At 67.9% G+C, this 19,789-nt stretch carries 20 protein-coding genes; 4 read left to right on the top strand and 16 right to left on the bottom strand.

What is annotated here, in order from left to right:
* Positions 1–17: 17 nt before the first annotated feature.
* The 5 genes from ACILR9_RS11470 to ACILR9_RS11450 form a co-directional block, all read right to left on the bottom strand.
* Complete coding sequence (locus ACILR9_RS11470) at positions 18–1,193, bottom strand: NAD(P)/FAD-dependent oxidoreductase (RefSeq protein WP_395710067.1); 1,176 nt, start codon at positions 1,191–1,193, stop codon at positions 18–20.
* A complete protein-coding gene (crcB, locus tag ACILR9_RS11465) occupies positions 1,166–1,546 on the bottom strand; it encodes a fluoride efflux transporter CrcB (protein ID WP_395710048.1) in 381 nt (126 codons plus the stop codon). Before crcB ends, ACILR9_RS11470 begins: the two co-directional genes overlap by 28 nt.
* On the bottom strand, positions 1,543–2,559 hold the full coding sequence (locus tag ACILR9_RS11460) for a P1 family peptidase (RefSeq protein ID WP_395710047.1): 1,017 nt from the start codon (positions 2,557–2,559) through the stop codon (positions 1,543–1,545). The genes crcB and ACILR9_RS11460 overlap by 4 nt, the downstream gene beginning before the upstream one ends.
* Positions 2,556–3,311 (bottom strand): SDR family NAD(P)-dependent oxidoreductase, encoded by a 756-nt coding sequence (locus ACILR9_RS11455; RefSeq protein WP_395710046.1) that lies wholly within the window; start codon positions 3,309–3,311, stop codon positions 2,556–2,558. Before ACILR9_RS11455 ends, ACILR9_RS11460 begins: the two co-directional genes overlap by 4 nt.
* 191 nt (positions 3,312–3,502) lie before the next feature.
* Positions 3,503–3,934 carry a CBS domain-containing protein gene (locus tag ACILR9_RS11450; protein ID WP_395710045.1) on the bottom strand — a complete coding sequence of 144 codons (432 nt, stop codon included), beginning with the start codon at positions 3,932–3,934 and terminating at the stop codon, positions 3,503–3,505.
* A gap of 80 nt (positions 3,935–4,014) precedes the next feature.
* Between ACILR9_RS11450 and queC the strand changes: the two genes are divergently transcribed.
* The gene (gene queC / locus ACILR9_RS11445; protein ID WP_395710044.1) at positions 4,015–4,734 is read left to right on the top strand and encodes a 7-cyano-7-deazaguanine synthase QueC; all 720 of its coding nucleotides are present in this window, start codon (positions 4,015–4,017) and stop codon (positions 4,732–4,734) included.
* Between the two features lie 174 nt (positions 4,735–4,908).
* Here the strand turns inward: queC and ACILR9_RS11440 are convergent, their stop codons facing one another.
* Positions 4,909–6,114, bottom strand: a complete 1,206-nt coding sequence (locus ACILR9_RS11440; protein ID WP_395710043.1) for an ABC transporter substrate-binding protein — start codon at positions 6,112–6,114, stop codon at positions 4,909–4,911.
* Positions 6,115–6,186: 72 nt separating this feature from the next.
* Positions 6,187–6,579 carry a hypothetical protein gene (locus ACILR9_RS11435; RefSeq protein ID WP_395710042.1) on the bottom strand — a complete coding sequence of 131 codons (393 nt, stop codon included), beginning with the start codon at positions 6,577–6,579 and terminating at the stop codon, positions 6,187–6,189.
* A 206-nt stretch (positions 6,580–6,785) separates the two neighbouring features.
* On the opposite strand from ACILR9_RS11435, the gene ACILR9_RS11430 reads away from it, so the two are divergent.
* Both ACILR9_RS11430 and ACILR9_RS11425 read left to right on the top strand, forming a co-directional pair.
* Positions 6,786–7,139 carry a DUF1428 domain-containing protein gene (locus ACILR9_RS11430; protein ID WP_395710041.1) on the top strand — a complete coding sequence of 118 codons (354 nt, stop codon included), beginning with the start codon at positions 6,786–6,788 and terminating at the stop codon, positions 7,137–7,139.
* Positions 7,140–7,187: 48 nt separating this feature from the next.
* Positions 7,188–7,466, top strand: a complete 279-nt coding sequence (locus tag ACILR9_RS11425; protein ID WP_395710066.1) for a Bug family tripartite tricarboxylate transporter substrate binding protein — start codon at positions 7,188–7,190, stop codon at positions 7,464–7,466.
* Here ACILR9_RS11425 and ACILR9_RS11420 read toward each other — a convergent pair.
* From ACILR9_RS11420 to ACILR9_RS11400, 5 genes are all read right to left on the bottom strand, one after another.
* Entirely contained in the window at positions 7,364–8,284 is a 921-nt protein-coding gene (locus tag ACILR9_RS11420) for a UPF0280 family protein (protein ID WP_395710040.1), read from the bottom strand. The genes ACILR9_RS11425 and ACILR9_RS11420 overlap by 103 nt on opposite strands.
* Positions 8,281–9,726 (bottom strand): 6-hydroxynicotinate reductase, encoded by a 1,446-nt coding sequence (locus ACILR9_RS11415; protein ID WP_395710039.1) that lies wholly within the window; start codon positions 9,724–9,726, stop codon positions 8,281–8,283. The genes ACILR9_RS11420 and ACILR9_RS11415 overlap by 4 nt, the downstream gene beginning before the upstream one ends.
* Positions 9,723–12,455 carry a molybdopterin-dependent oxidoreductase gene (locus ACILR9_RS11410; RefSeq protein ID WP_395710038.1) on the bottom strand — a complete coding sequence of 911 codons (2,733 nt, stop codon included), beginning with the start codon at positions 12,453–12,455 and terminating at the stop codon, positions 9,723–9,725. The genes ACILR9_RS11415 and ACILR9_RS11410 overlap by 4 nt, the downstream gene beginning before the upstream one ends.
* Entirely contained in the window at positions 12,452–13,282 is an 831-nt protein-coding gene (locus tag ACILR9_RS11405) for an FAD binding domain-containing protein (RefSeq protein ID WP_395710037.1), read from the bottom strand. The genes ACILR9_RS11410 and ACILR9_RS11405 overlap by 4 nt, the downstream gene beginning before the upstream one ends.
* 131 nt (positions 13,283–13,413) lie before the next feature.
* Entirely contained in the window at positions 13,414–13,887 is a 474-nt protein-coding gene (locus ACILR9_RS11400) for a MarR family winged helix-turn-helix transcriptional regulator (protein ID WP_395710036.1), read from the bottom strand.
* Between the two features lie 760 nt (positions 13,888–14,647).
* Here ACILR9_RS11400 and ACILR9_RS11395 point away from each other — a divergent pair.
* The gene (locus ACILR9_RS11395; RefSeq protein ID WP_395710035.1) at positions 14,648–15,847 is read left to right on the top strand and encodes a CaiB/BaiF CoA transferase family protein; all 1,200 of its coding nucleotides are present in this window, start codon (positions 14,648–14,650) and stop codon (positions 15,845–15,847) included.
* Here the strand turns inward: ACILR9_RS11395 and ACILR9_RS11390 are convergent.
* The 4 genes from ACILR9_RS11390 to rpsA form a co-directional block, all read right to left on the bottom strand.
* Positions 15,834–16,811, bottom strand: a complete 978-nt coding sequence (locus ACILR9_RS11390; protein ID WP_395710034.1) for an ornithine cyclodeaminase family protein — start codon at positions 16,809–16,811, stop codon at positions 15,834–15,836. The genes ACILR9_RS11395 and ACILR9_RS11390 overlap by 14 nt on opposite strands.
* A 217-nt stretch (positions 16,812–17,028) precedes the next feature.
* Entirely contained in the window at positions 17,029–17,439 is a 411-nt protein-coding gene (locus tag ACILR9_RS11385; RefSeq protein ID WP_395710033.1) for a lipopolysaccharide assembly protein LapA domain-containing protein, read from the bottom strand.
* 46 nt (positions 17,440–17,485) lie between these two features.
* On the bottom strand, positions 17,486–17,863 hold the full coding sequence (gene ihfB, locus ACILR9_RS11380; protein ID WP_395710032.1) for an integration host factor subunit beta: 378 nt from the start codon (positions 17,861–17,863) through the stop codon (positions 17,486–17,488).
* A 158-nt stretch (positions 17,864–18,021) separates the two neighbouring features.
* Positions 18,022–19,755 carry a 30S ribosomal protein S1 gene (gene rpsA / locus ACILR9_RS11375; RefSeq protein WP_395710031.1) on the bottom strand — a complete coding sequence of 578 codons (1,734 nt, stop codon included), beginning with the start codon at positions 19,753–19,755 and terminating at the stop codon, positions 18,022–18,024.
* Between the last annotated feature and the right edge of the window lie 34 nt (positions 19,756–19,789).

Genomic DNA, 19,789 nt, shown 5'->3' with positions numbered 1-19,789 from the left:
CTACAAATCGAGCCGGATCAAACGGCTTCCCCGGCGACCCAGCCGGACGACCACGCCCATTGGAAATTGTAGCCGCCCAGCCAGCCAGTGACGTCTACGGCCTCGCCGATCACATGAAGGCCCGGGACCTTCTTCGCTTCCAGGGATTGCGAGGAGAGCTCGGCCGTGTCGACGCCGCCTGCCGTCACCTCGGCCTTGGCATAGCCTTCGGTCCCGTTGGGCGCGATCGTCCAGGCCTTGAGCCGGCCTGCGAGGGCTGCGAGATCGCGGTCGGGCAGATTGGCCATCGTGCCCTCGCCGGCAAGGGTCTGGGCGAGGCGCGCCGGCAGGATTTCCCCAAGCACCGTGCGCAGCTCGGCCTTGGGCCTTGTCCGCTTGCGCTTCTTCAGGAAGGCGGCGGCATCGAGATCGGGCAGCAGGTCGATGGTAATCTCCTGCCCCGGGCGCCAGTAGGTGGAGATCTGCAGGATCGCCGGGCCCGACAGGCCGCGATGCGTGAACAGCATGGCCTCGCGGAAGCGCGCCTTGCCGAGGCTCGCCATCACGTCGAGCGACACGCCGCTGATCTCAGGCACCGGCAGGGTGAGCGGCACCAGGGCGGGCCGCGTCTCGGTGACGGCGAGCCCGAAGCGGCGTGCCATGGCATGGCTGAAACCGGTTGCGCCCATCTTGGGAATCGACAGGCCGCCGGTGGCCAGCACCAGGGCGGACGCGGCGAAATCCTCCTGATCAGTATCGACCGTGAACCGGTCGGACTTGCCGATCGACGTGATCCGATGGGCCGGTCGCACATCGACGCCGGCGGCCGCGCATTCGGCCAGCAGCATGGCCACGATCTGCCGCGCCGAGCCGTCGCAGAACAGCTGGCCGAGCGTCTTCTCGTGCCAGGCGATGCGATGCTTGTCGACCAGGGCGATGAAATCGTGCTGCGTGTAGCGCGCCAGCGCCGACTTGCAGAAATGCGGATTGGCCGACAGAAAAGACTCGGGCCGGCAGTGCAGGTTGGTGAAGTTGCAGCGGCCGCCGCCGGAGATCAGGATCTTCTTGCCGACCTTGTCGGCATGGTCGAGCAGCAGAACCGAGCGACCGCGCTGGCCGGCGCGCAAGGCGCACATCAGCCCGGCGGCGCCGGCGCCGGCGACGATGACGTCGAAGGCGCGCCGGCTCACGCCAGCGCCGTCCTCATGATCCAGAGCCCGACCAGCAGGCCGGCGATCGCCAGCGCCACCGAGCCGCCGACATAAAGCGCCGCCATCAGGTGCGCATGGCGCTCCCACAGCAGCACGGCATCGAGCGAGAAAGCCGAGAAGGTGGTGAAGCCGCCGAGGATGCCGGTCGCCAGAAACAGGCGCATGTGGCCCTCGGGATCGCCGCGATGGATGAACCAGCCGGCGACCAGGCCCATGACCAGCGAGCCCAGGATGTTGATGACGAAGGTATGGTAGGGGAAATGCGTGCCGAGCAGGTGCGCCACCCAGATGTTCATGAAGTGGCGGATCGAGCCACCGACCCCCGCGCCCACGAACACCACCAGATATCCCGTCATGCGCGCACGCCTCCGAAACGCGCCTTCCAGTCCGGCAAGGCATCCTTGTACGGCAAGGCGGTCGCTTCATACACGCCCCGCGCCACGGCGCGCGCCAGGCAGTCGGCCGCCACTGTCCCGAGCTCGGTCAGCACCGGCGGATCGCCGCCCGGCCCAGCGGCACCCGTGGCGGCGGCGAACACCGTATCGCCATCGTTGGGCGCATGGACCGGGCGCAGCGCCTTCGACAACCCGTCATTGGCCATGATGGCGAGCCGCTTGCACTCGGCCTTGGTGAGCTGCGCGTCGGTCGCCACCATGCCGATCGTCGTTGCGGTGGCCGGCAGGGGCTGACCTTTCATGGTGAGGGCGAGAGCCTCGGCCGGAAACGTGCTCGGCCAGCCGCGCCCGCCAAACTCGCCGTCCCGCTCATACGGTGCCGCCCAGAAGTGGCCCCCACTGCCGAAGGTCGCCGCGCCGACGGCGTTGACTGCCACGAGGGCGCCGATGGTGAATCCCTGGCGCGTGCGCGCGCTGGCCGAGCCGAGCCCGCCTTTCACGGTGGCTGTCGTGGCTCCGAGACCGGCCCCGGCGCTGCCCAGCTCGAACGACTCCGCCGCGGCGAGCGCGGCGTCGCGGCCGAGATCCCAATAGGGCGGCTGCCGCGGCTGCGGCCCCGCCAGCCAACCCTTCTCGCCGCCGTTGCGGAGATCGAACAGGATCGCCTGCACGGCGACCGGAATGGCGATGCCGCCGAACTGCGCGCCCTTGCCCTGGGCGCGCAGCACCGCGGTGACGCCTCCGGCGGCATCGAGCCCGTAGATCGAGCCGCCGGAGAGCACGATGGCGTCCACCAACCCTCCCATCTCCGGCTCGAGCAGGGTGACGGCACGCGACCCCGGCGCACCACCCAGGGTGATCACGCCGGCGGCGACGCTGCGCTCGAACATCGCCACCGTGACGCCCGTCGCGGCGCGCCGATCCTGGGCATTGCCGACCAGCACGCCCGGCACGTCGGTGATCAGGTTCCTCACGTCAGGAACTCGCCGCCGTTCACGTGGATGGTCTGGCCGGTGATGAAAGTGCCTTCCGGCCCGACCAGCAGGCGGACCATGGCGGCGATCTCGTCGACCGTGCCGAAGCGCTTGAGCGGGATCGGCCGATTGATCCGGTTGGCCGGCATCGGTCCGGCCGAGGCAGCGCGCGTCGTGTCGATGGCGCCGGGCGACAGGGCGTTGCAGGTGATGCGGTGCGGTGCCAGCTCGACCGCGAGCGCCCGCATCAGCCCCTCGAGACCCGACTTGGAGGCCGAGACATGGCAGCGGTTGGGCGTACCGACGTGGGTCGAGATGCCCGACATCGCCACGAAGGCGCCGCCCTGGCCCTTGGCCACCATCTGCGGCACGAAGGCCTTGCCAAGCAGGAAGGCACCGTCGAGCGCCACCGACAGGATCTCGCGCCATTCCTCGAACGACATGTCGAGGAACGAGGTCTGCCGGCGCAGCCCGGCATTGCTCACCAGGATGTCGATGCCGCCCAACTGCTTTTCCGCCTCTGCCGCCAGCCGCGGCGCCACGGCAGGATCGGAGACGTCGCCCATCGCCGCGATGGCGTTGCCGCCCGCTGCCTTGATCTCGCCGACCACGCCGTCGACCGCTGCCTTGTCAACCCGGCCATTGACCAGGATGGTGGCGCCGTCGCGCGCCAGCGTGAGCGCGATCGCGCGCCCGATATTCTTGCCGGCGCCGGTGACCAGCGCGACCTTGCCGTGCAGGGGAAGAGACATGCCAACTCCGTCCAGGGTGCGCGCGACCCTAGCGGAGTTCGATGCTCCAGACCAAGGCAGCTTCGTCGACGGGCACGAAGCGTTCCGTGCGGCGCGTCGACGAAGGGAAGGTCAGGCACAAGCCGGCCAGCAGCGCCACTTCGCCACCGCGGAGAGGGCTGCCAATGCGCTCACCGACGCCCTGATCGAGCTCAGCCGGCGACGATGTAGGCCTTGAGCGCCTCGGTCTCGTGCCGGGTCTCTTCCAGGCGCGCCTTGACGACGTCACCGATCGACACCAGACCCAGCAACTCGCCGCGACGAACCACCGGGATGTGGCGGAAACGCCCCTCCGTCATGGTCTGCATGACGCTGTCGATGGAATCATCGGGGTCGCAGGTGACGACATCGCGCGTCATCACCTGGCGCGCCTCGAGCTCCAGGGCCTTGGCGCCGTGACGGGCCAGGGCGCGAACGAGGTCGCGCTCGGAGACGATGCCGGCCACCGAGCCCGCGACGTCGAGCACCAGGACCGAACCGATCCGCCGCGCACTGAGCTGCTGGGCAATTTCAGCGACCGAGGTCGCCGGGACGACCGTGAAGATGGTCGTGCCCTTCTGCGAAAGAATGTCGGAGACGAACATGGTTCACCCCTCTTCGCATGCTGTCGGTGAGACACGTAACGCGGTAGCGCGAAGAAAGGTTGCGGGCGATAAAGCCCTTCATGAACGATGCTCGATCGGCCCTCGTCCTGTTCTCCGGCGGTCAGGATTCCACCACGTGTCTGGCTTGGGCGCTAGCTCGATTTGCGCATGTCGAGACGGTGGCTTTTGACTATCAGCAGCGCCATCGGATCGAGCTCGATCAACGGCTTGTGGTGCTGGCCGAGATCAGGCGCAAGTTTCCCGCCTGGTCGGACCGGCTGGGCGACGACCACTTCATCGATATGGGAATCCTGGGCCAGATCAGCGAGACCTCGCTCACCCGCAACGTCGCCTTCGCCATGGAGAAGGACGGCCTGCCCAACAGCTTCGTGCCGGGCCGCAACCTGCTGTTCTTCACCTTCGCCGCGGCGGTCGCGTGGCGGCGCGACATCCGCAACCTGGTCGGCGGCATGTGCGAGACCGATTTCTCGGGCTACCCCGACTGCCGCGACAACACCATCAAGGCGCTGCAGGTCGCGCTCAATCTCGGCATGGATCGCAGCTTCGTGCTGCGCACGCCGCTGATGTGGCTCGACAAGGCGGAGACGTGGTCGCTGGCGCGCGAGCTCGGCGGCGATGCCCTGGTCGACATCGTCCTCGAGCATACCCACACCTGCTACGAGAACGAGCGCGGCCCGCGCGAGGCCTGGGGCCATGGCTGCGGCCACTGCCCCGCCTGCGCCCTGCGCAAGCGCGGCTATCTGGCCTGGCGTGCCGGGACGAAGGTGGTCACCGACTAACTCATGGCTCCTCCCCAACGAAGTTGGGGAGGTGTCGCCGTCGTACGGCGACGGAGGGGTCATGAGCACCGTGACTGCGGCCCTTGACCCCTCCGTCCGCGAAGACGCGGACACCTCCCCAGCGGAGCTGGGGAGGAGCGAGACTTCAGTAGCGCGCTCCCGGCCAACGAGTCGTCAATTCGCCGGGCGCAGCTTCTTGATCTCGTCGTCCGGCGGCAGGGCGTCCTTGCCGTCGACGAAGCGCCATTCCTTCATGTAGCCCTTGCCGTCCTTGACGCCGACGCGGCCGACATAGGCGCCCATCGTCGATTGATGGTCGAGCGGGCGGTATTCGATCATGCCGAACGGCGTCGCCAGGGTGAGACCGGACATGGCGGCGATCAGCTTGTCCTGATCGAGCGAGCCCGCTTTCTTAATCGCCGCGACGGCCGACATCACGGTGGCGTAGCCGACCACCGAGCCAAGCCGCGGATAGTCCTTGTACTTGGCCTGGTAGGCGGCGAGGAACCTGGTGTGCTCGGGGGTCTTGATCTCGCTCCACGGATAGCCGGTGACGTACCAGCCGTCGGGCGATTCGTCCTTCAGGGGATCGAGATACTCGGGCTCGCCGGCCAGCAGGTTGAACACCTCGACGCCCTTGAAGACGCCGCGCTGCTGGCCTTCACGCACGAACTTGGCGAGGTCGGGGCCGAACAGCGAGGAGAAGATCGCGTCCGGCTTGGCGTCGGCCAGCGCCTGGACCACGGCGCCGGCGTCGATCTTGCCGAGCGGCGTCGCCTGCTCGGTGACGAACTCGACTCCCGGCTGCCTGGCGCCGAGCAGCTTCTTGAAGGCTGCGGTCGCCGACTGGCCGTACTCGTAGTTGGGATAGACGATCGCCCAGCGCTTCTTGTTGAGCTTGACCGCGTCGGGAATCAGCATCGCCGTCTGCATGTAGGTCGAGGTGCGCAGCCGGAAGGTGTAAGGGTTGCCCGAATCCCACACGATCTTGTCGGTCAGCGGCTCGGCGGCGATGAACAGCACCTTGCGCTGCTTGGCGAAGTCGGCGACGGCCAGCCCGACATTGGACGGGAAGGTGCCGATCAGGAAGGCGACGCCCTCGCGGCTCAGCAGCTCCTCGGCCGCGCGCACCGCGTCGCCGGGATTGCCGTTGTCGTCGCGGCTCACGATCTCGATCTTGCGGCCGAGCACGCCGCCCGCCGCATTGACCTCCTCGACGGCCAGCTCCCAGCCCTTCTTGTAGGGCTCGAGGAAGGCCGGAAAGACCTTGTAGCTGTTGAGCTCGCCGATCTTGATCGGCGCCTGCGCGACGGCCGGTCCGGCGAGCGACAGCGCAACCAGGCCCGACAGGGCTGTCAGCAGGCGATTGCGGGTCAACATGATATCCCCCTCCAACGAAGACTTGGCACCCGTCCGACCCTAGCGAGCCCGGTACCCTTTCGACAAGGTCGCTCAGGCGGCGAAGCTCGAGCGGGCTTGCACGCCCAAACGACCGTCCTGGTTGGTCACGATGTATATCGACTTGTAGCGGCCGATCAGCGAGCCGTCGCGGCGCCAGCGGCTGAACTGGACGGCGAGATGGACCTTGCTGTCGCCGACATGGATCGGCGTGCGCTCGTCCCAACGGCTCTCCGCCCAGCCGTCGCCCGCGCGGGCCCGGAACCCCTCCAGCGCGTAGTCGCCGGCCTTCTGCCAGACCGTCACCTTGCCGCTGGCCAGCCGCACATGCGGAAAGTGGAAGGTCGCGTTGATGCCCGCCTCGTCGCCACGGTTCAGGGCGGCCATGAAGGCGTCGAGGACCGCCAGGGCCTCGCTGAGGGGATCGCTCGCGCCGGCTGTTGCCACTTTCGCCGCCTCCGAGATTGGCGTTGACGAGACTCGTGCCGGTCATAGCGGAAGTCGGACAGTGTTGTCGCCGGCCGTCCAGAAGGGATTGCGGTGCACCCGGGGTTGACAGTCCATAAATACTTTACCATATGGTTAACTATCTATTCGACATGACTGCGCAGCCGCGCCGGATCGATTGAACATCAGCGAGGACATCCGCGACCATGACCTACATCGATGGATTTGTGCTGGCGGTGCCAACCGCGAACCGCGACGCTTTCAGGAAGCATGCCGAATGGTCCGCAACGATCTTCAAGGAACACGGTGCGGTGACGGTGGTCGAATGCTGGGGCGACGACGTCCCGGACGGAAAGCTCACGTCCTTCCCGATGGCGGTGCAGAAGAAGGACGACGAGACGGTTGTCTTCGCCTGGATCGTATGGCCGTCGAGACCGGCCCGCGACGAGGGGATGAAGAAGGTGGAGGCCGACCCTCGCGTCCAGGCCAACGTCAATCCGATGCCTTTCGACGGCAAGCGCATGATCTTCGGCGGCTTCGAGGTCCTGGTCGAGGTCTGAACCAGGGTCGGCCCGCAGCCTCCTTCACCTTCGACACCATCATGGTCGCTGCCCGGCGTTCCGACCAGCGCCGAGGCTGGCTATCCCGACATTGCAGCCGACATTTGGTCCGCCGTGCTCGTGCCCACGGGAACGTCGAGCGACATCATCGCGGTGCTGCAGCGTGAGATCGCCAGCTTGCTCAAGCTACCTGACGTGCAGGAACGCATGGGCGCACTCGGCTATCAAACGGTGGGCAGCACACCGGAAGATTGTGCAACGCAGATCGCCGCCGAATTTTCCAAATGGGAGAAGGTGGTTCGCGCTGCCGGCATCAAGGCCGAGTGACGGTTCACAGGTTCGATCCGCCACCGCCCCTGGAGTGACAGCGCGGCATTGTCAATGAACCCTGTGACGCAAAGGCGCCGGGCTTCAGCGGCGCCTCGGTCCAGCGCCTCGTCAATCTGCGCTGGTGGTAGCGTGCTGACGGCGACGGTCACCGGCAGGTCCCCGAGATCGCTGTCGGGATCGAGGTCACGTGCCGGTCGGCGTTCGATGGCGGGATGATCGAGGTTTACCGCGTTGGCGATCAGCGTGGCCGCCGCGTCGGCGGCCGCCGCCGTCGCGGCCAGCACGGTGACCGAATCGGCGATGCCCAGCGAAAACGAACGGCCACCCCAGCCCGAGGTCGCGATGCCACGCACCGGGCGATCGGCGGTGAGCCTGGCCACGCCGTCGAGAGCGGCGACGAAGATGCCGGCGCGCAGCTCCTGGCCTGGCGCCAGATGGAAGGCGATATCGCCGCCGTCGTTGACATAGGCCCTGTCGAGCGTGCGGTCGCGTACGAGCGCCTGCAGCATCTCGTCGGCAACTGCGCCGGCGACGGCCGCCATCGGTGTGATGAAGACGGTGCGATGGGGCCACACGGCCTCGGCCATGCGCCGCGCGACCGTGCCATGCAGCAGCGGCCGGACGTCACCGACAGGTCGGCGCAGGATCGGCAGCTCGTCGACCAGGCGCGGCAGGATGTCGGCGAAGCGGGCGATGGCCTGGCCATAGGCACGCTCGACCTCGTCGACACCGCCGAAGGCCTCGATGATCAGGTCGATCGGCCCGTGCTGCAGGTGCAGCCGGCCGTCGTCCAGCCGGGCCGCGACGGCGCTCATGCGCCGGTCTCGTCGACCCGCACCCTCGCGGCGCGCGCCAGCACGTCCTCGAGCGTGACGGCACGCGAGGCGTAGCCGCCCAACGCGGCATAGTCTGAGGCGCGCAGGGTGAACTCGATCGGCGCCACCAGAGCCGGCGTCGGTACGTAGCCGAACGATTTCTCGGGCATGCGCGCCACATCGACCATCAGGGTAATGCCGCCGCCCGGCCAGACATAGGCCGGCACGCCGCCCAGGGTAACCTTGGTGAGCGCGTCACGCACCGAGCGGGTCAGCCGCACGGGATTCTCGGTGACGCCGGCGCGCAGCGAACCGCCGGCGCCGGCCATGAACAGCACCGTGCAGAGAGCTGGCTCGCAATTCTCGGCGATGCGCTCGACGACGTGGCGCACCGCCGCCGGCATCTCGGTCGCTCGCGGCTTCAGGTCCTGGTCGAGCTCGAACCATGCCGAATGCTCGCCGGTGGTCGACACCATCAGGAGTTTCAGCCCGGGCCAGGCCTGCTTGGGATCGATCTTCTCGATGATCTCCAGCGGATCGGAAACGTTGGTGCCGCCCCAGCCCAGCCCGGGCTCGGCGACCTGGAAGTAGCGGCCGGGCGTCGAGCGCCGGCCGCGCACCCGGATGCCGGCCGGCTTCATGTCGAGGAAGCGGCCCCCCTGGTGCTCGCTCAGCACACCGGTGATGTGATCGTCGACCACGATCACCTCGTCGACATGGTCCTTCCATTGCGGCGCGAACATGCCGATCGCCGCCGAACCGCAGCCGACGCGCATGCGCTCCTCGCGGGTGCCGTTGACGATCGGCGGCCGATCGGCCTGCACGACCACGGTGGCGCCGCCATCGATCGCGAGCTCGACGGCCTCGCGATTGCACAGCGCCAGCAGCGCGTCGCAGGTGACCACGCCTTCCTTCTTGCTGCCGCCGACCAGGTGATGCACGCCCCCCAGAGAGAGCATCTGCGAGCCGTACTCCATCGTCGTGACGTGGCCCACCGCTTCGCCCTTGACCCGCACCGCCGCCTGCTCGGGGCCGAGATAGCGGTCGGTGTCGATCTTCACCTTGACGCCGCAGTAGCTGAAGATGCCCTCGGTCACCACGGTCACCATGTCGACGCCGTCGTGACGCGACGACACGATGAAGGGTGCCGGCTTGTAGTCGGGATAGGTCGTGGTGGCGCCGATGCCGGTGACGAAGGCGCCTTCACCTTTGCCGAGCTCGCCGCGCCAGGAATCGCTGCCCTCGACGAAGGCGACGCGCGCCAGGTCGGGCTTGGCCAGCAACACCAGCGGATCGACGCGGACCAGCCGGCCGTCCTCGTTGGCATAGCGATCGCAGGCGCCGGGGCGACCGGGCCGGATGCGACAGAGCACGGGGCAGGCATCGCAGCGCACGATGCCGGCGCCGCGTTCGGCTTCGGTGAGCGCAAGATCGTCACTCACATCCGCTTCTCCCCCGAGGCAACGATGGCCTCGCGCAGGCGATGGGGCAATACCGGAACGCGCCGCATGCGCACGCCGGTCGCGTGCTGGATCGCGCCCAGGATGGCCGGGGCGGTCGGCACCAAGCCTGGTTCGCCGACACCCTTGGCGCCCGAGGGCCCGAGCGGCTCGCGGTCCTCGATCAGGATGCAGTCGATCTCGGGCACGTCGCCGATCGTCGGGATGAGATAATCGTGCAGGTTCTCGGTGCGCCCGGGCAGGTATTCTTCCATCAGCGCCAGGCCGAGGCCCTGCGCGACGCCGCCCTGGATCTGGCCCTCGACCAGGGTGGGATTGATCGCCTTGCCGACATCGTGCGCCGCCACGATGCGCAGCACCTTCACCGTGCCGAGCTCGAGATCGACCTCGACCGTCGCCATCTGGGCGGCGAAGGCATAGGTCGCATAGGGCACGCCCTGCCCGTCGGCATTGAGCGGCGTGGTCGGCGGGTCGAACGTGCCCTCGCCCATCAGCAGGCCGACGCCGGCCAAGTCGAGGGTGCGGATGTCGCCGCCGTCATGGACGACCAGGCGCGGCCCGTCGAGCACGAGACGCGCCTCGGGGCCGGCATTGGCCAGGCGCAGGACCTGACGGCGCAGATCCTTCGCGGCGCGCTCCGCCGCCATGCCCGACACGAAGGTCTGGCGCGACGCCGAGGTCTTGCCGGCATCGGCCGTGAGATCGGTGTCGCCGGCGACCAGCGCCACCTGACCGGCCGGTACGCCGAGCGCATCGGCGACGATCTGGGTCATGATCGTGTTGGAGCCCTGGCCGATATCGACGGCGCCGCTGTAAAGCGTCACCGTGCCGGCCGGCGACAGGCCGACCCGCATGCGCGACGGGTTGGACATCGAGGTGTTGCCGATGCCGTACCACATGCAGCCGATGCCGACGCCGCGCCGCCGGGGCCCCTGCGCCGCGTTGAACGCGGCCGACCCGGCCAGCGCCTGCTGCCAGTGCGGGCGCAGCGCGTCGAGACACTGGGCGAGGCCAGCCGAGTGCGCCAGCGTCTGCCCGGTCGCCGTCGTGTCGCCGGCCCGCAGGGCGTTGCGATGGCGAAACTCGAGGCGGTCGATCGCCAGCAAGTCGGCCAGCTCGTCCATCATCGCTTCGTGGGCGATGGCGGCTTGCGGCACGCCGAAGCCGCGAAAGGCGCCGGCCGGCGGGCCATTGGTGAAGTAGGCCGAACCCCAGGTCCGCACATTCGGAACGGCGTACGGCCCCATGGCATGTACCGGCACCCGGTTGGCGACCGTCGGACCCCACGAGGCATAGGCGCCGGTGTCGAACGTTGCCGTCACCTCGCAGGCCACGAGCTTGCCGTCGGCATCGCAGCCGAACCGGGCGGCGACGCGGGCCGGATGACGCTTGGTGCTGGCCGCCATGCTCTCCGGCCGGGTGTAGACGCAGGCGACCGGCCGGCCGAGCGTCCAGGCGGCGAGCGCGATCAGCGGATGGACCGAGAGGTCGAGCTTGCCGCCGAACCCGCCGCCGCAGGCGGTCGGCACGATGCGCACCGCCTCCGGACGCAGCCGCATCACGTTGGCGACCTCGTCGCGATCCATGTAAGGCGTCTGGGTGGTGACGTGGATCTCGAGGCGATCGCCGACCCGTTGCGCCCAACCGGCTTCCGGCTCGATGTAGGCGTGCTCAACGAAGGCGGTCTCGAACACCCCTTCGGCCACCGCGGCGCATTCGGCGAACGAGCCGGCCGCATCGCCCCGTCTCAGGCCGCCCTCGAGCAGGAGATTCGCCGGCTTGTCGGCCTGCACCAGGAGCGCCTCAGGCGCTGTCGCGGCGTCGATGCCGAACACGGGCGGCTCGACCGTCCAGGTGATCGGCACCTCGTCGTCGCGGATCGCGAGCACGTCGTGTCGCGCACCGACCAGCGCGACGACCGCTTCGCCGCGATAGCGCACGATGCCATCGGCCAGCACCGGCTGATCCTTGATCTCAGGATAGATGCCGAAGCCATTGAAAGGCACGTCGGCAGCCGTCAGCACGGCGGCCAGGCGCTCGCGCAATGGCGCGAGATCGCCAAGCTCGAAACGCGCCCGCGCATGCGGCGAGCGCACGACCCGGATCCACAAGGCATCGGCAGGAATAGCGTCGGCGCCGAACCGGTCGGTGCCCGTCACCTTGGGCACGCCGTCGACGCGCGCCAGGCGAGCACCCACGGCGCTGCGCGCTCCAAGCGTCGCCACCGTGACCCCGTTTCCGACGGCCAGCACTGCGTCCACGATCTTGCCGTAGCCGGTGCAGCGGCAGAGCACGCCGCCCAGCGCATCCTCGACCTCGCCGCGGCTCGGCCGCCTGGCACGACGCAGCAGATCCTCTGCCGCCATGAGCATGCCGGGCGTGCAGATGCCGCACTGCGCCGCGCCGTGCGACAGGAAAGATGCCTGCACAGCGCCGAGCGTCGTCTCACGCCCGGCCAGGCTCTCGACCGTCTCGACGACCCGCCCCTCCACCTGGCCCATCGCGAGCAGGCAGGAGCAGAGCTGTCGGCCATCGACCAGCACGGTGCAGGCACCGCAGTCGCCGGCATCGCAGCCAACCTTGGTGCCGGTGAGGCCGAGATCGTCGCGCAACGCTGCGGCCAGCCGGGTGGTCGGCACGCCCGTCCAATCCACCGCTTGACCATTCAGCGTGAAGGCCACCTTCATGGCGCCGGTCCTGTCGCCCGTCACGTAGCAAATCCGCCAAGCAAGCGTCGCACCAGCGCCAGCACGGCACCGCTGCGATAGGCGGCACTGCCGCGTATGTCGTCGATCGGCGCCAGCGGCGCGAGATGAGCCGCTTCGACCCGGTCGGCCAGGCGCGCGTCGAGGGCCGCGCCGGCAAGCGCCGCCTCCAGCGCCGGCAGCCGCTCGGCGACCGGCGAGCAGGCGCCGACGGCAATCGCGGCCGAGGCCACCCGCCCGTCCGCCACTTCGAGAGTCGCGGCCACCATGGCGATCGAGATCACGAGGTAACGCCGGGCACCCAGCTTCAGGAATCCGCTGCGCGCCTCGTGCAGAGGGCGCGGCACGTGGATGGCCGTCACCAGCTCGTCCACGGCGAGGCTGGTGCGACGCACGCCGGTGATGAACTGGCGCAACGGCACGCGGCGACGGCCGCCGCGGCCGGCGACCTCGATCTCGGCGCCGAGCGCCAGCAGGCACGGCACACCGTCGGCGGCCGGCGAGGCATTGCACAAGTTGCCGGCGAGCGTCCCGGCATTCTGGATCTGCCGGCCACCGACTTCGCGGGCAGCCTGCTTCAGGCCATCGAACAGCGGCGGCAGGTCGGCTTCGACCAGCTCGCTCCACGTCGCAGTCGCCCCCAGGCGCCATCCCTGGGCGTCGGTCGAGATGCCTCTCAGCTCGGCGATCGCACTGACATCGAGCACATCCTCGGTGATCGGCCGACCGACCCGCGCCGGGTAGAAATCGGTCCCTCCGGCCAGCACGGTGTGCGGCCGGACCAGGGCATTCAGCGCCTCGTCGAGGCGTTGCGGACGCAAGTAGGCAGCCATGTCGTTCGTGTACATACGATGACACAGCGACCTTGCAAGTCAACGAGGAGCAGCGATGCGTGAACCACGTTGTGCGACGTGCGCTCTTCATTTCCTTCCCCGGCGCCATCGCTGGGGAGGAGAGATGATTGTCAGGTGAGCTTGGCGAGCAGCTCGAGCAGCAGTCGCTGTTCCTGGGCGTTGAGCGGCTTCAGCGTCTCGCGCGATACCGCCGGGCCGTTGACCATGAGCTTGTTGATCAGGCGCTGCCCGTCGATCGTGAGGCTCACCAGCGTGCGCCGCGCATCGCCCGGGTCGGGTCGCGAATCGACCAGCCGGCGAGACTTCAAGCGGCGCACCACGCCCTGCATCGTCGCCTTGTCCATGCCGACGAGACGGCCGAGCAGGTTCTGCGACAGCTCGGTGTACTCGTGCAGCTTCACCATGCTCGAGTACTGGGTCGGCGTGATGTTCGGATCGCCGATCGTGGATTGGAAGATCGCACTCGCGCGCTGGTGTGCGCGCCGCAGGCGATAGCCGATCTGATCTTCGATGCGGTAAGGCCGCGGCGCCGGGTTGCTCGTCGACCTGGGCTCTTGCTGTTTCTTTGCGACGTCGCTTCGCATCGCCCCCCGCCTTTGTTGACCCCTTCGCTACACCTCCGGCGCGCGTTGCACAACGGTTTCATATCACTTGTAGATGGAGGTTAATGAATCGGCCGGTGTTCAATGCATGACCGCGTATTGACGAACGTTCCTGCAACCCGTGCCGGACGCGGCCATCTTGTCGCGCAGATCACTCGTCGGCGCCACGGTGACGCTCGCAAAGCATTCCGTGCTTCACACCAACCATCGCGCAGCACCATTTGTCATCCTGTACCGCCGGCTCGAAGAGCGCGACGTCGCTCGTACACCATCGTGCCTTTCCAGCCGTGCCCGCGCGTGCGAAGACCCGTCAGTCCTGCAGGTCTGAGCACACTCGTTGTCGTCTCGTCAGACTCGCTCTCTCGTCTTCGATTCGTTCCTCGCGGCTTGCAGTCTTCCACAAGGATCGGAAATTGCGCGACAAGCAGAGAAAGATTGGACGACGGCCCGTCGATCGCTGCGACGCACGCCATCGAGTTGTCGACAGAAGTCGCCATCGCAATGGATAGTACGTTCGTCGGCCCGCAGCCCTGATAGGTGGCGTCGTTCTCCGTGCGGCACTTCGAGCCTCGCGTCCTGCGATCATTTGATCTCTCGGATCGCCCTCCCGAAGTATCTTCGGTCATGCTGCATGAGGTTGCGCGCAGGTGTTGGCCCACTTGTTCTGCCTCGCAAAGCACCGCTCGTGACGCCGCGCCGACGCAATGGCAGTCTCGCGCCCGTCTGTTGAAAGAACCGAAGCATGGCTGGCGCACTCGCAGGACTAAGGATCGTCGATCTCACCAATGTCATTCTCGGGCCCTACGGCACGATGTTGCTGGCCGACCAGGGAGCCGACGTCATCAAGGTCGAGGCTCCCGAGGGCGATGCGGTGCGTCACATCGGCAAGCCGGGGAGGACTGCGGGCATGGGCCCCACGTACCTGTACGTCAATCGCAACAAGCGATCGCTCTGCCTCGATCTCAAGAACGAACGGGCGCGCGCCGCCCTGCTCAAGGTGGTCGAAGGCGCCGATGCCTTCGTGCACGCCTTCCGGCCCCAGGCGATCGAAGGCTTGCGCCTGGGCTACGACGAGATCCGCAAGATCAAGCCCGACATCGTCTATGTCGGCGCCTACGGCTACTCGGCCGACGGGCCCTATGGCAAGCTGCCGGCCTATGACGACGCCATCCAGGCCCGCTTCGGCATCGCCGACCTGATGGGCAGGGCGGCGGGCGACGAGGTTCCGCGCTATCCGCCGACCATCATCGCCGACAAGACGGTCGGCCTCACCTTCGCGTTCGCCACCCTGAGCGCGCTGATGCATCGCCAGCGTACCGGCGAGGGTCAGTTCGTCGAGGTACCGATGTTCGAGACCATGGCCGCCTGGCTGATGGTCGAGCATCTATGGGAACGGACGTTCGCCGACTCGGGCGAGGTCGGCTACTCGCGTCTGCTCGCCCGCACGCGCAAGCCGTTTCGCACGCTCGACGGCTGGATGGCCATCCTGCCCTATATCGACAAGCACTGGCGCAACTTTTTCGAGATCATCGGCCGGCCCGAGGTGCTCGAGGATCCGCGCTACTCGACCCTCAATGCCCGCTCGCTGCACATCAACGACATGTACGCGATGGTGGAGGCGCTGGCGCCGACCAAGACGACGGCGCAGTGGGTCGAGATCCTCGATCGTGCGCAGATCCCCAACGCGCCGGTGATGCGTCCCAGCGATCTGCTGGAGGACCCGCACCTGGTATGGCGGCAGCTCTTCAAGAAGTACCCGCATCCCAGCGAGGGCGAGATCCTGATGGTCGAGCCACCCATGCGCATGAGCCGCACCCCGCCCGCCATCCGCACCATGGCGCCCCTGCAGGGTGCCGATTCACGCGCTGTGCTGCAGGAGGCCGGCCTCAGTGCGACGGAGATCGATGCGCTGAAGTCGGCCGGCGCGCTTATCGAGCCGTAACCGCAAGCTCGGCCGCCGCCAGGTCCTCGAGCGCGGCCCCGACCGACTTGAACAAGGTGATGGCGGCGTGATCGTCGGCCGCGCGACCCGGCTTGGCGCCGCGCGCCAAGTCCGCGAGGTCGGCCACGATGTCGGCGGTCGAGATCGTCCCGTTGGCCAGCGGCTGGACGATGTCGCCGCCCTCCTTGAGCGCGCCGGCGCGGGTATCGACGAAGACGCGGGCGCGCGCCACCGCCCGATCGTCGCTTTCACGCATCTCGGGGGTGAAGGCGCCGACCAGGTCGACATGCTGGCCCTGATGCAGCCAGTCGCCTTTGACGAGCGGCGTCCTGGAAAGGGTGGCGCAGGAAACGATATCGGCGGCGACGACGGCCTGTCGGCGATCCAGCTCGGCGCGCACCACGATCGGCCGGCCGAGGTCGTGCGGCAACGACATCGCGAGTTCGGCCGCGAGCGCTTGTGCCCGCTCGGGGCGCCGGCCCCAAATCAGGACTTCCTCGATCGGCCGCACCTTGGCATGGACGCGGATCAGCTGGGGCGCCAGCGCACCAGTGCCGAGCATCGCCAGCGTCTGCGAAGCGGCACGCGACAGGTAGCGCGAGGCCAGCCCGGAGGCGCAGGCGGTCCGGCGCTTGGTCAGCATCGTGCCGTCGAGCTGGGCGACCGGCGCGCCGGTGCCGCCGTCGAGCAGCAGGTACTGGCCGTAGATGGACGGCAGCGAGCGCGTGCCGTTGTCGGGAAAGACGGTGACCAGCTTGATGCCGATATGGCCGCCTCGCCCGCGCGTCCAGGCCGGCATCAGCAGCAACGTGGCGTCGGCCGAGCCGGGACCGTTGGGCGCCGCGATGGTGTGATGGTGGCGCGTCGGCATCTCGCAGCCGTCGCGGAACATCGCGTCGAGCCGATCGATCAGCGCCAGGTCGTCCAAGGCGCGGTCGACCTCGTCGGCGGACAGGATCCTCATTATTTTCCATCTCCCCACCTTCGGTGGGGAGGTGCCCCGTCAGACGGGCCTTCGCCGCGCCGAAGCGGCTTCGGCCGCGCAGGCGGGGCAGAGGGGTCATGAGCCACACAAGAGACAGCGGTGCCATGGCTCATGACCCCTCCGTCGCCGCATGGCGGCGACACCTCTCCAGCAGAGCTGGGGAGAAGAATGAAAAGACGCGCGCGCCTCGCGGTCATCACGAGAACGGGCCGCGCCGGTCGGATGCGCCGAGATCGGGTGCGACCAGGGCGCTCTGACGCTCGATCGCCCTCCGGTCGCGCGATGCGGCCGGGCCGGCTGGCGACGACGGCGATGGGGCAGCGGCGGCCGCGGCTTGGCGGACGCGCTGGATCTCGCGCTCGAGGCGACTTGCCTCGGCGACCGCCTCGCGCGCATGCCGCCGGTGGTGGCGGCCGGCCCACCAGCCGATGCCCAGGCCGGCCAGCACGCCGAGCAGGAGCAGAAACACGACCAGCAGGTAGAGCGGCATGATGGCGATGTGCGGCAGCGGCCACAAGGTGAGCTGCACCGGCTGACTATTGCTGACCGCGATCAGCACGCCGAGCAGGACGAAGAGCAGGAGCAGAGCGCGCGACAGGATCTTCATGAGACGCCCACCTTGGCACAACGCCTTGTCGGTAAGCGAGGGAACGCTACTTCTTGTCGCCCATAGGCCTGTCAGCCGTCGGCCTGTCGCCCATCGGCTTGTCGCCTGCCGGCTCACTCGGCTGCAGGCCGGCGGCGAGCGCTGCCTCCCTGTTGAGCCGGTCGCGCAGATCCTTGCCGGTCTTGAAATAGGGGACGCGCTTGGACGCCACCGCGACCTGCTCGCCGGTCCGCGGATTGCGTCCGGTGCGTGGATCGCGCTTCTTCACGGAGAAGGCGCCGAAGCCCCGCAACTCGACGCGATGCCCATTTGCCAAGGCCTTGGAGATTTCATCGAAGACCGTCGCCACGATACGCTCGACATCTCTTTGATAGAGATGGGGATTTCGGGCCGCCAGGCGGGCAATCAGCTCCGACTTGGTCATCCTGTCATTGTAGCGCAAAACACCCCTTGGTCAAGGTAAGCCCTTGAAACAAAAAGAAAAGGCCGGCCCCGAGGGCCGGCCTTTCCGGTTTTCTAGCGTCGAAGGCTACTCCGCCCCCACTTGCCTTTGCGCCGAGCAAAGCTCGGCGCGGCGACGCACTACTTGGCGTCTTCCTCACCCTTGCGCTGGGCGCGGCTCAGAGCAGCGCCCAGGATGTCGCCCAAGCTGGCGCCCGAATCGGACGAGCCGAAATCAGCCATCGCCTTCTTCTCCTCGTCGAGCTCGCGCGCCTTGACCGACAGCACGACCCGGCGCGAGGCGCGGTCGATGTTGGTGATCTTGGCGTCGAGCTTGTCGCCGATGGCGTAGCGGTCGGGCCGCTGCTCGGAGCGGTCGCGCGACAGCTCCGACTTGCGGATGAAGCCGGTGATGCCGTCCTGCACCGTCACCTCGATGCCGTTGTCCTGGATCGAGGCGACGATGACGGTGACCACGTCGCCCTTCTTGGCGACCGCGCCGACCTTCTCGAAAGGATCGTTGGCGAGCTGCTTGATGCCGAGCGAGATGCGCTCCTTGTCGATGTCGACGTCGAGGACCTTGACCTTGACCTGGTCGCCCTTCTTGTAGTCGCGGATCGCCTCGTCGCCGGCCTTGTCCCACGACAGGTCGCTGAGATGAACCATGCCGTCGATGTCGCCGGGCAGGCCGACGAACAGGCCGAACTCGGTGATGTTGCGGACCTCGCCCTCGAGCTCGGTGCCGGCAGGGCACTGCTCGGCGAAGCTTTCCCACGGGTTGGCCAGGCACTGCTTGAGGCCGAGCGAGATGCGGCGCTTGGACATGTCGACATCCAGCACCATGACTTCGACCTCCTGCGAGGTCGACACGATCTTGCCCGGGTGCACGTTCTTCTTGGTCCAGCTCATCTCGCTGACGTGGACCAGACCCTCGACGCCGGGCTCCAGCTCGACGAAGGCGCCGTAGTCGGTGATGTTGGTGACGCGGCCCTTGAGCTTGAGGCCGACCGGGTACTTGGCGCCGGCGCCGTCCCACGGATCGCTCATCAGCTGCTTCATGCCGAGCGAGATGCGCTGCGTCTCGGAGTTGAAGCGGATGACCTGCACCTTGACCTGCTGGCCGATGGTGAGGGCTTCCGACGGGTGGTTGATGCGCTTCCAGGCGATGTCGGTGACGTGCAGCAGGCCGTCGACGCCGCCCAGATCGACGAACGCGCCGTAATCGGTGATGTTCTTGACCACGCCGTCGAGGATCTGGCCCTCCGACAGGGCGCCCATCAGGCGGGTGCGGTCCTCGGCGCGGGTCTCCTCCATGACGGCGCGGCGCGACACGACGATGTTGCCGCGGCGGCGGTCCATCTTGAGGATGGCGAATTGCTGGGCCTGGCCCATCAGCGGGCCGACGTCGCGCACCGGGCGCACGTCGACCTGGCTGCCCGGCAGGAAGGCCACGGCGCCCGACAGGTCGACCGTGAAGCCGCCCTTCACGCGGCCGAAGATGGTGCCCATCACCCGTTCCTGGTCGGTGAAGGCCTTCTCGAGGAGCGTCCAGGCTTCCTCGCGGCGCGCCTTGTCGCGCGACAGGACGGCTTCGCCGTCCTTGTTCTCCATGCGGTCGACGAAGATGTCGACCTCGTCGCCTTCCTTGACCTCCGGGGCGCCGGTTCCATTGGCGAACTCACGGAGGGCAACGCGGCCTTCGGACTTCAGGCCGACATCGACGACGACGAAATCATTGGCAATCCGGACGACACGGCCCTTGACCACCGTGCCTTCGAAGCTCGCCGAACCGCCGAGCGATTCGTCGAGAAGTGCTGCGAACTCCGCGCTGGCGGCATCGTTCGGAGATTTGCGCAGGGCGCTGCCCTTGGCCATTCAATACCTCTTTCCCTCGATCCCGGGCGAAACG

The organism is Reyranella sp. (assembly GCF_044224635.1).
Taxonomy (GTDB): domain Bacteria; phylum Pseudomonadota; class Alphaproteobacteria; order Reyranellales; family Reyranellaceae; genus Reyranella.
The sequence above is the reverse complement of the archived record's forward strand: the minus strand, read 5'-3'. Positions and strand labels throughout refer to the sequence as shown.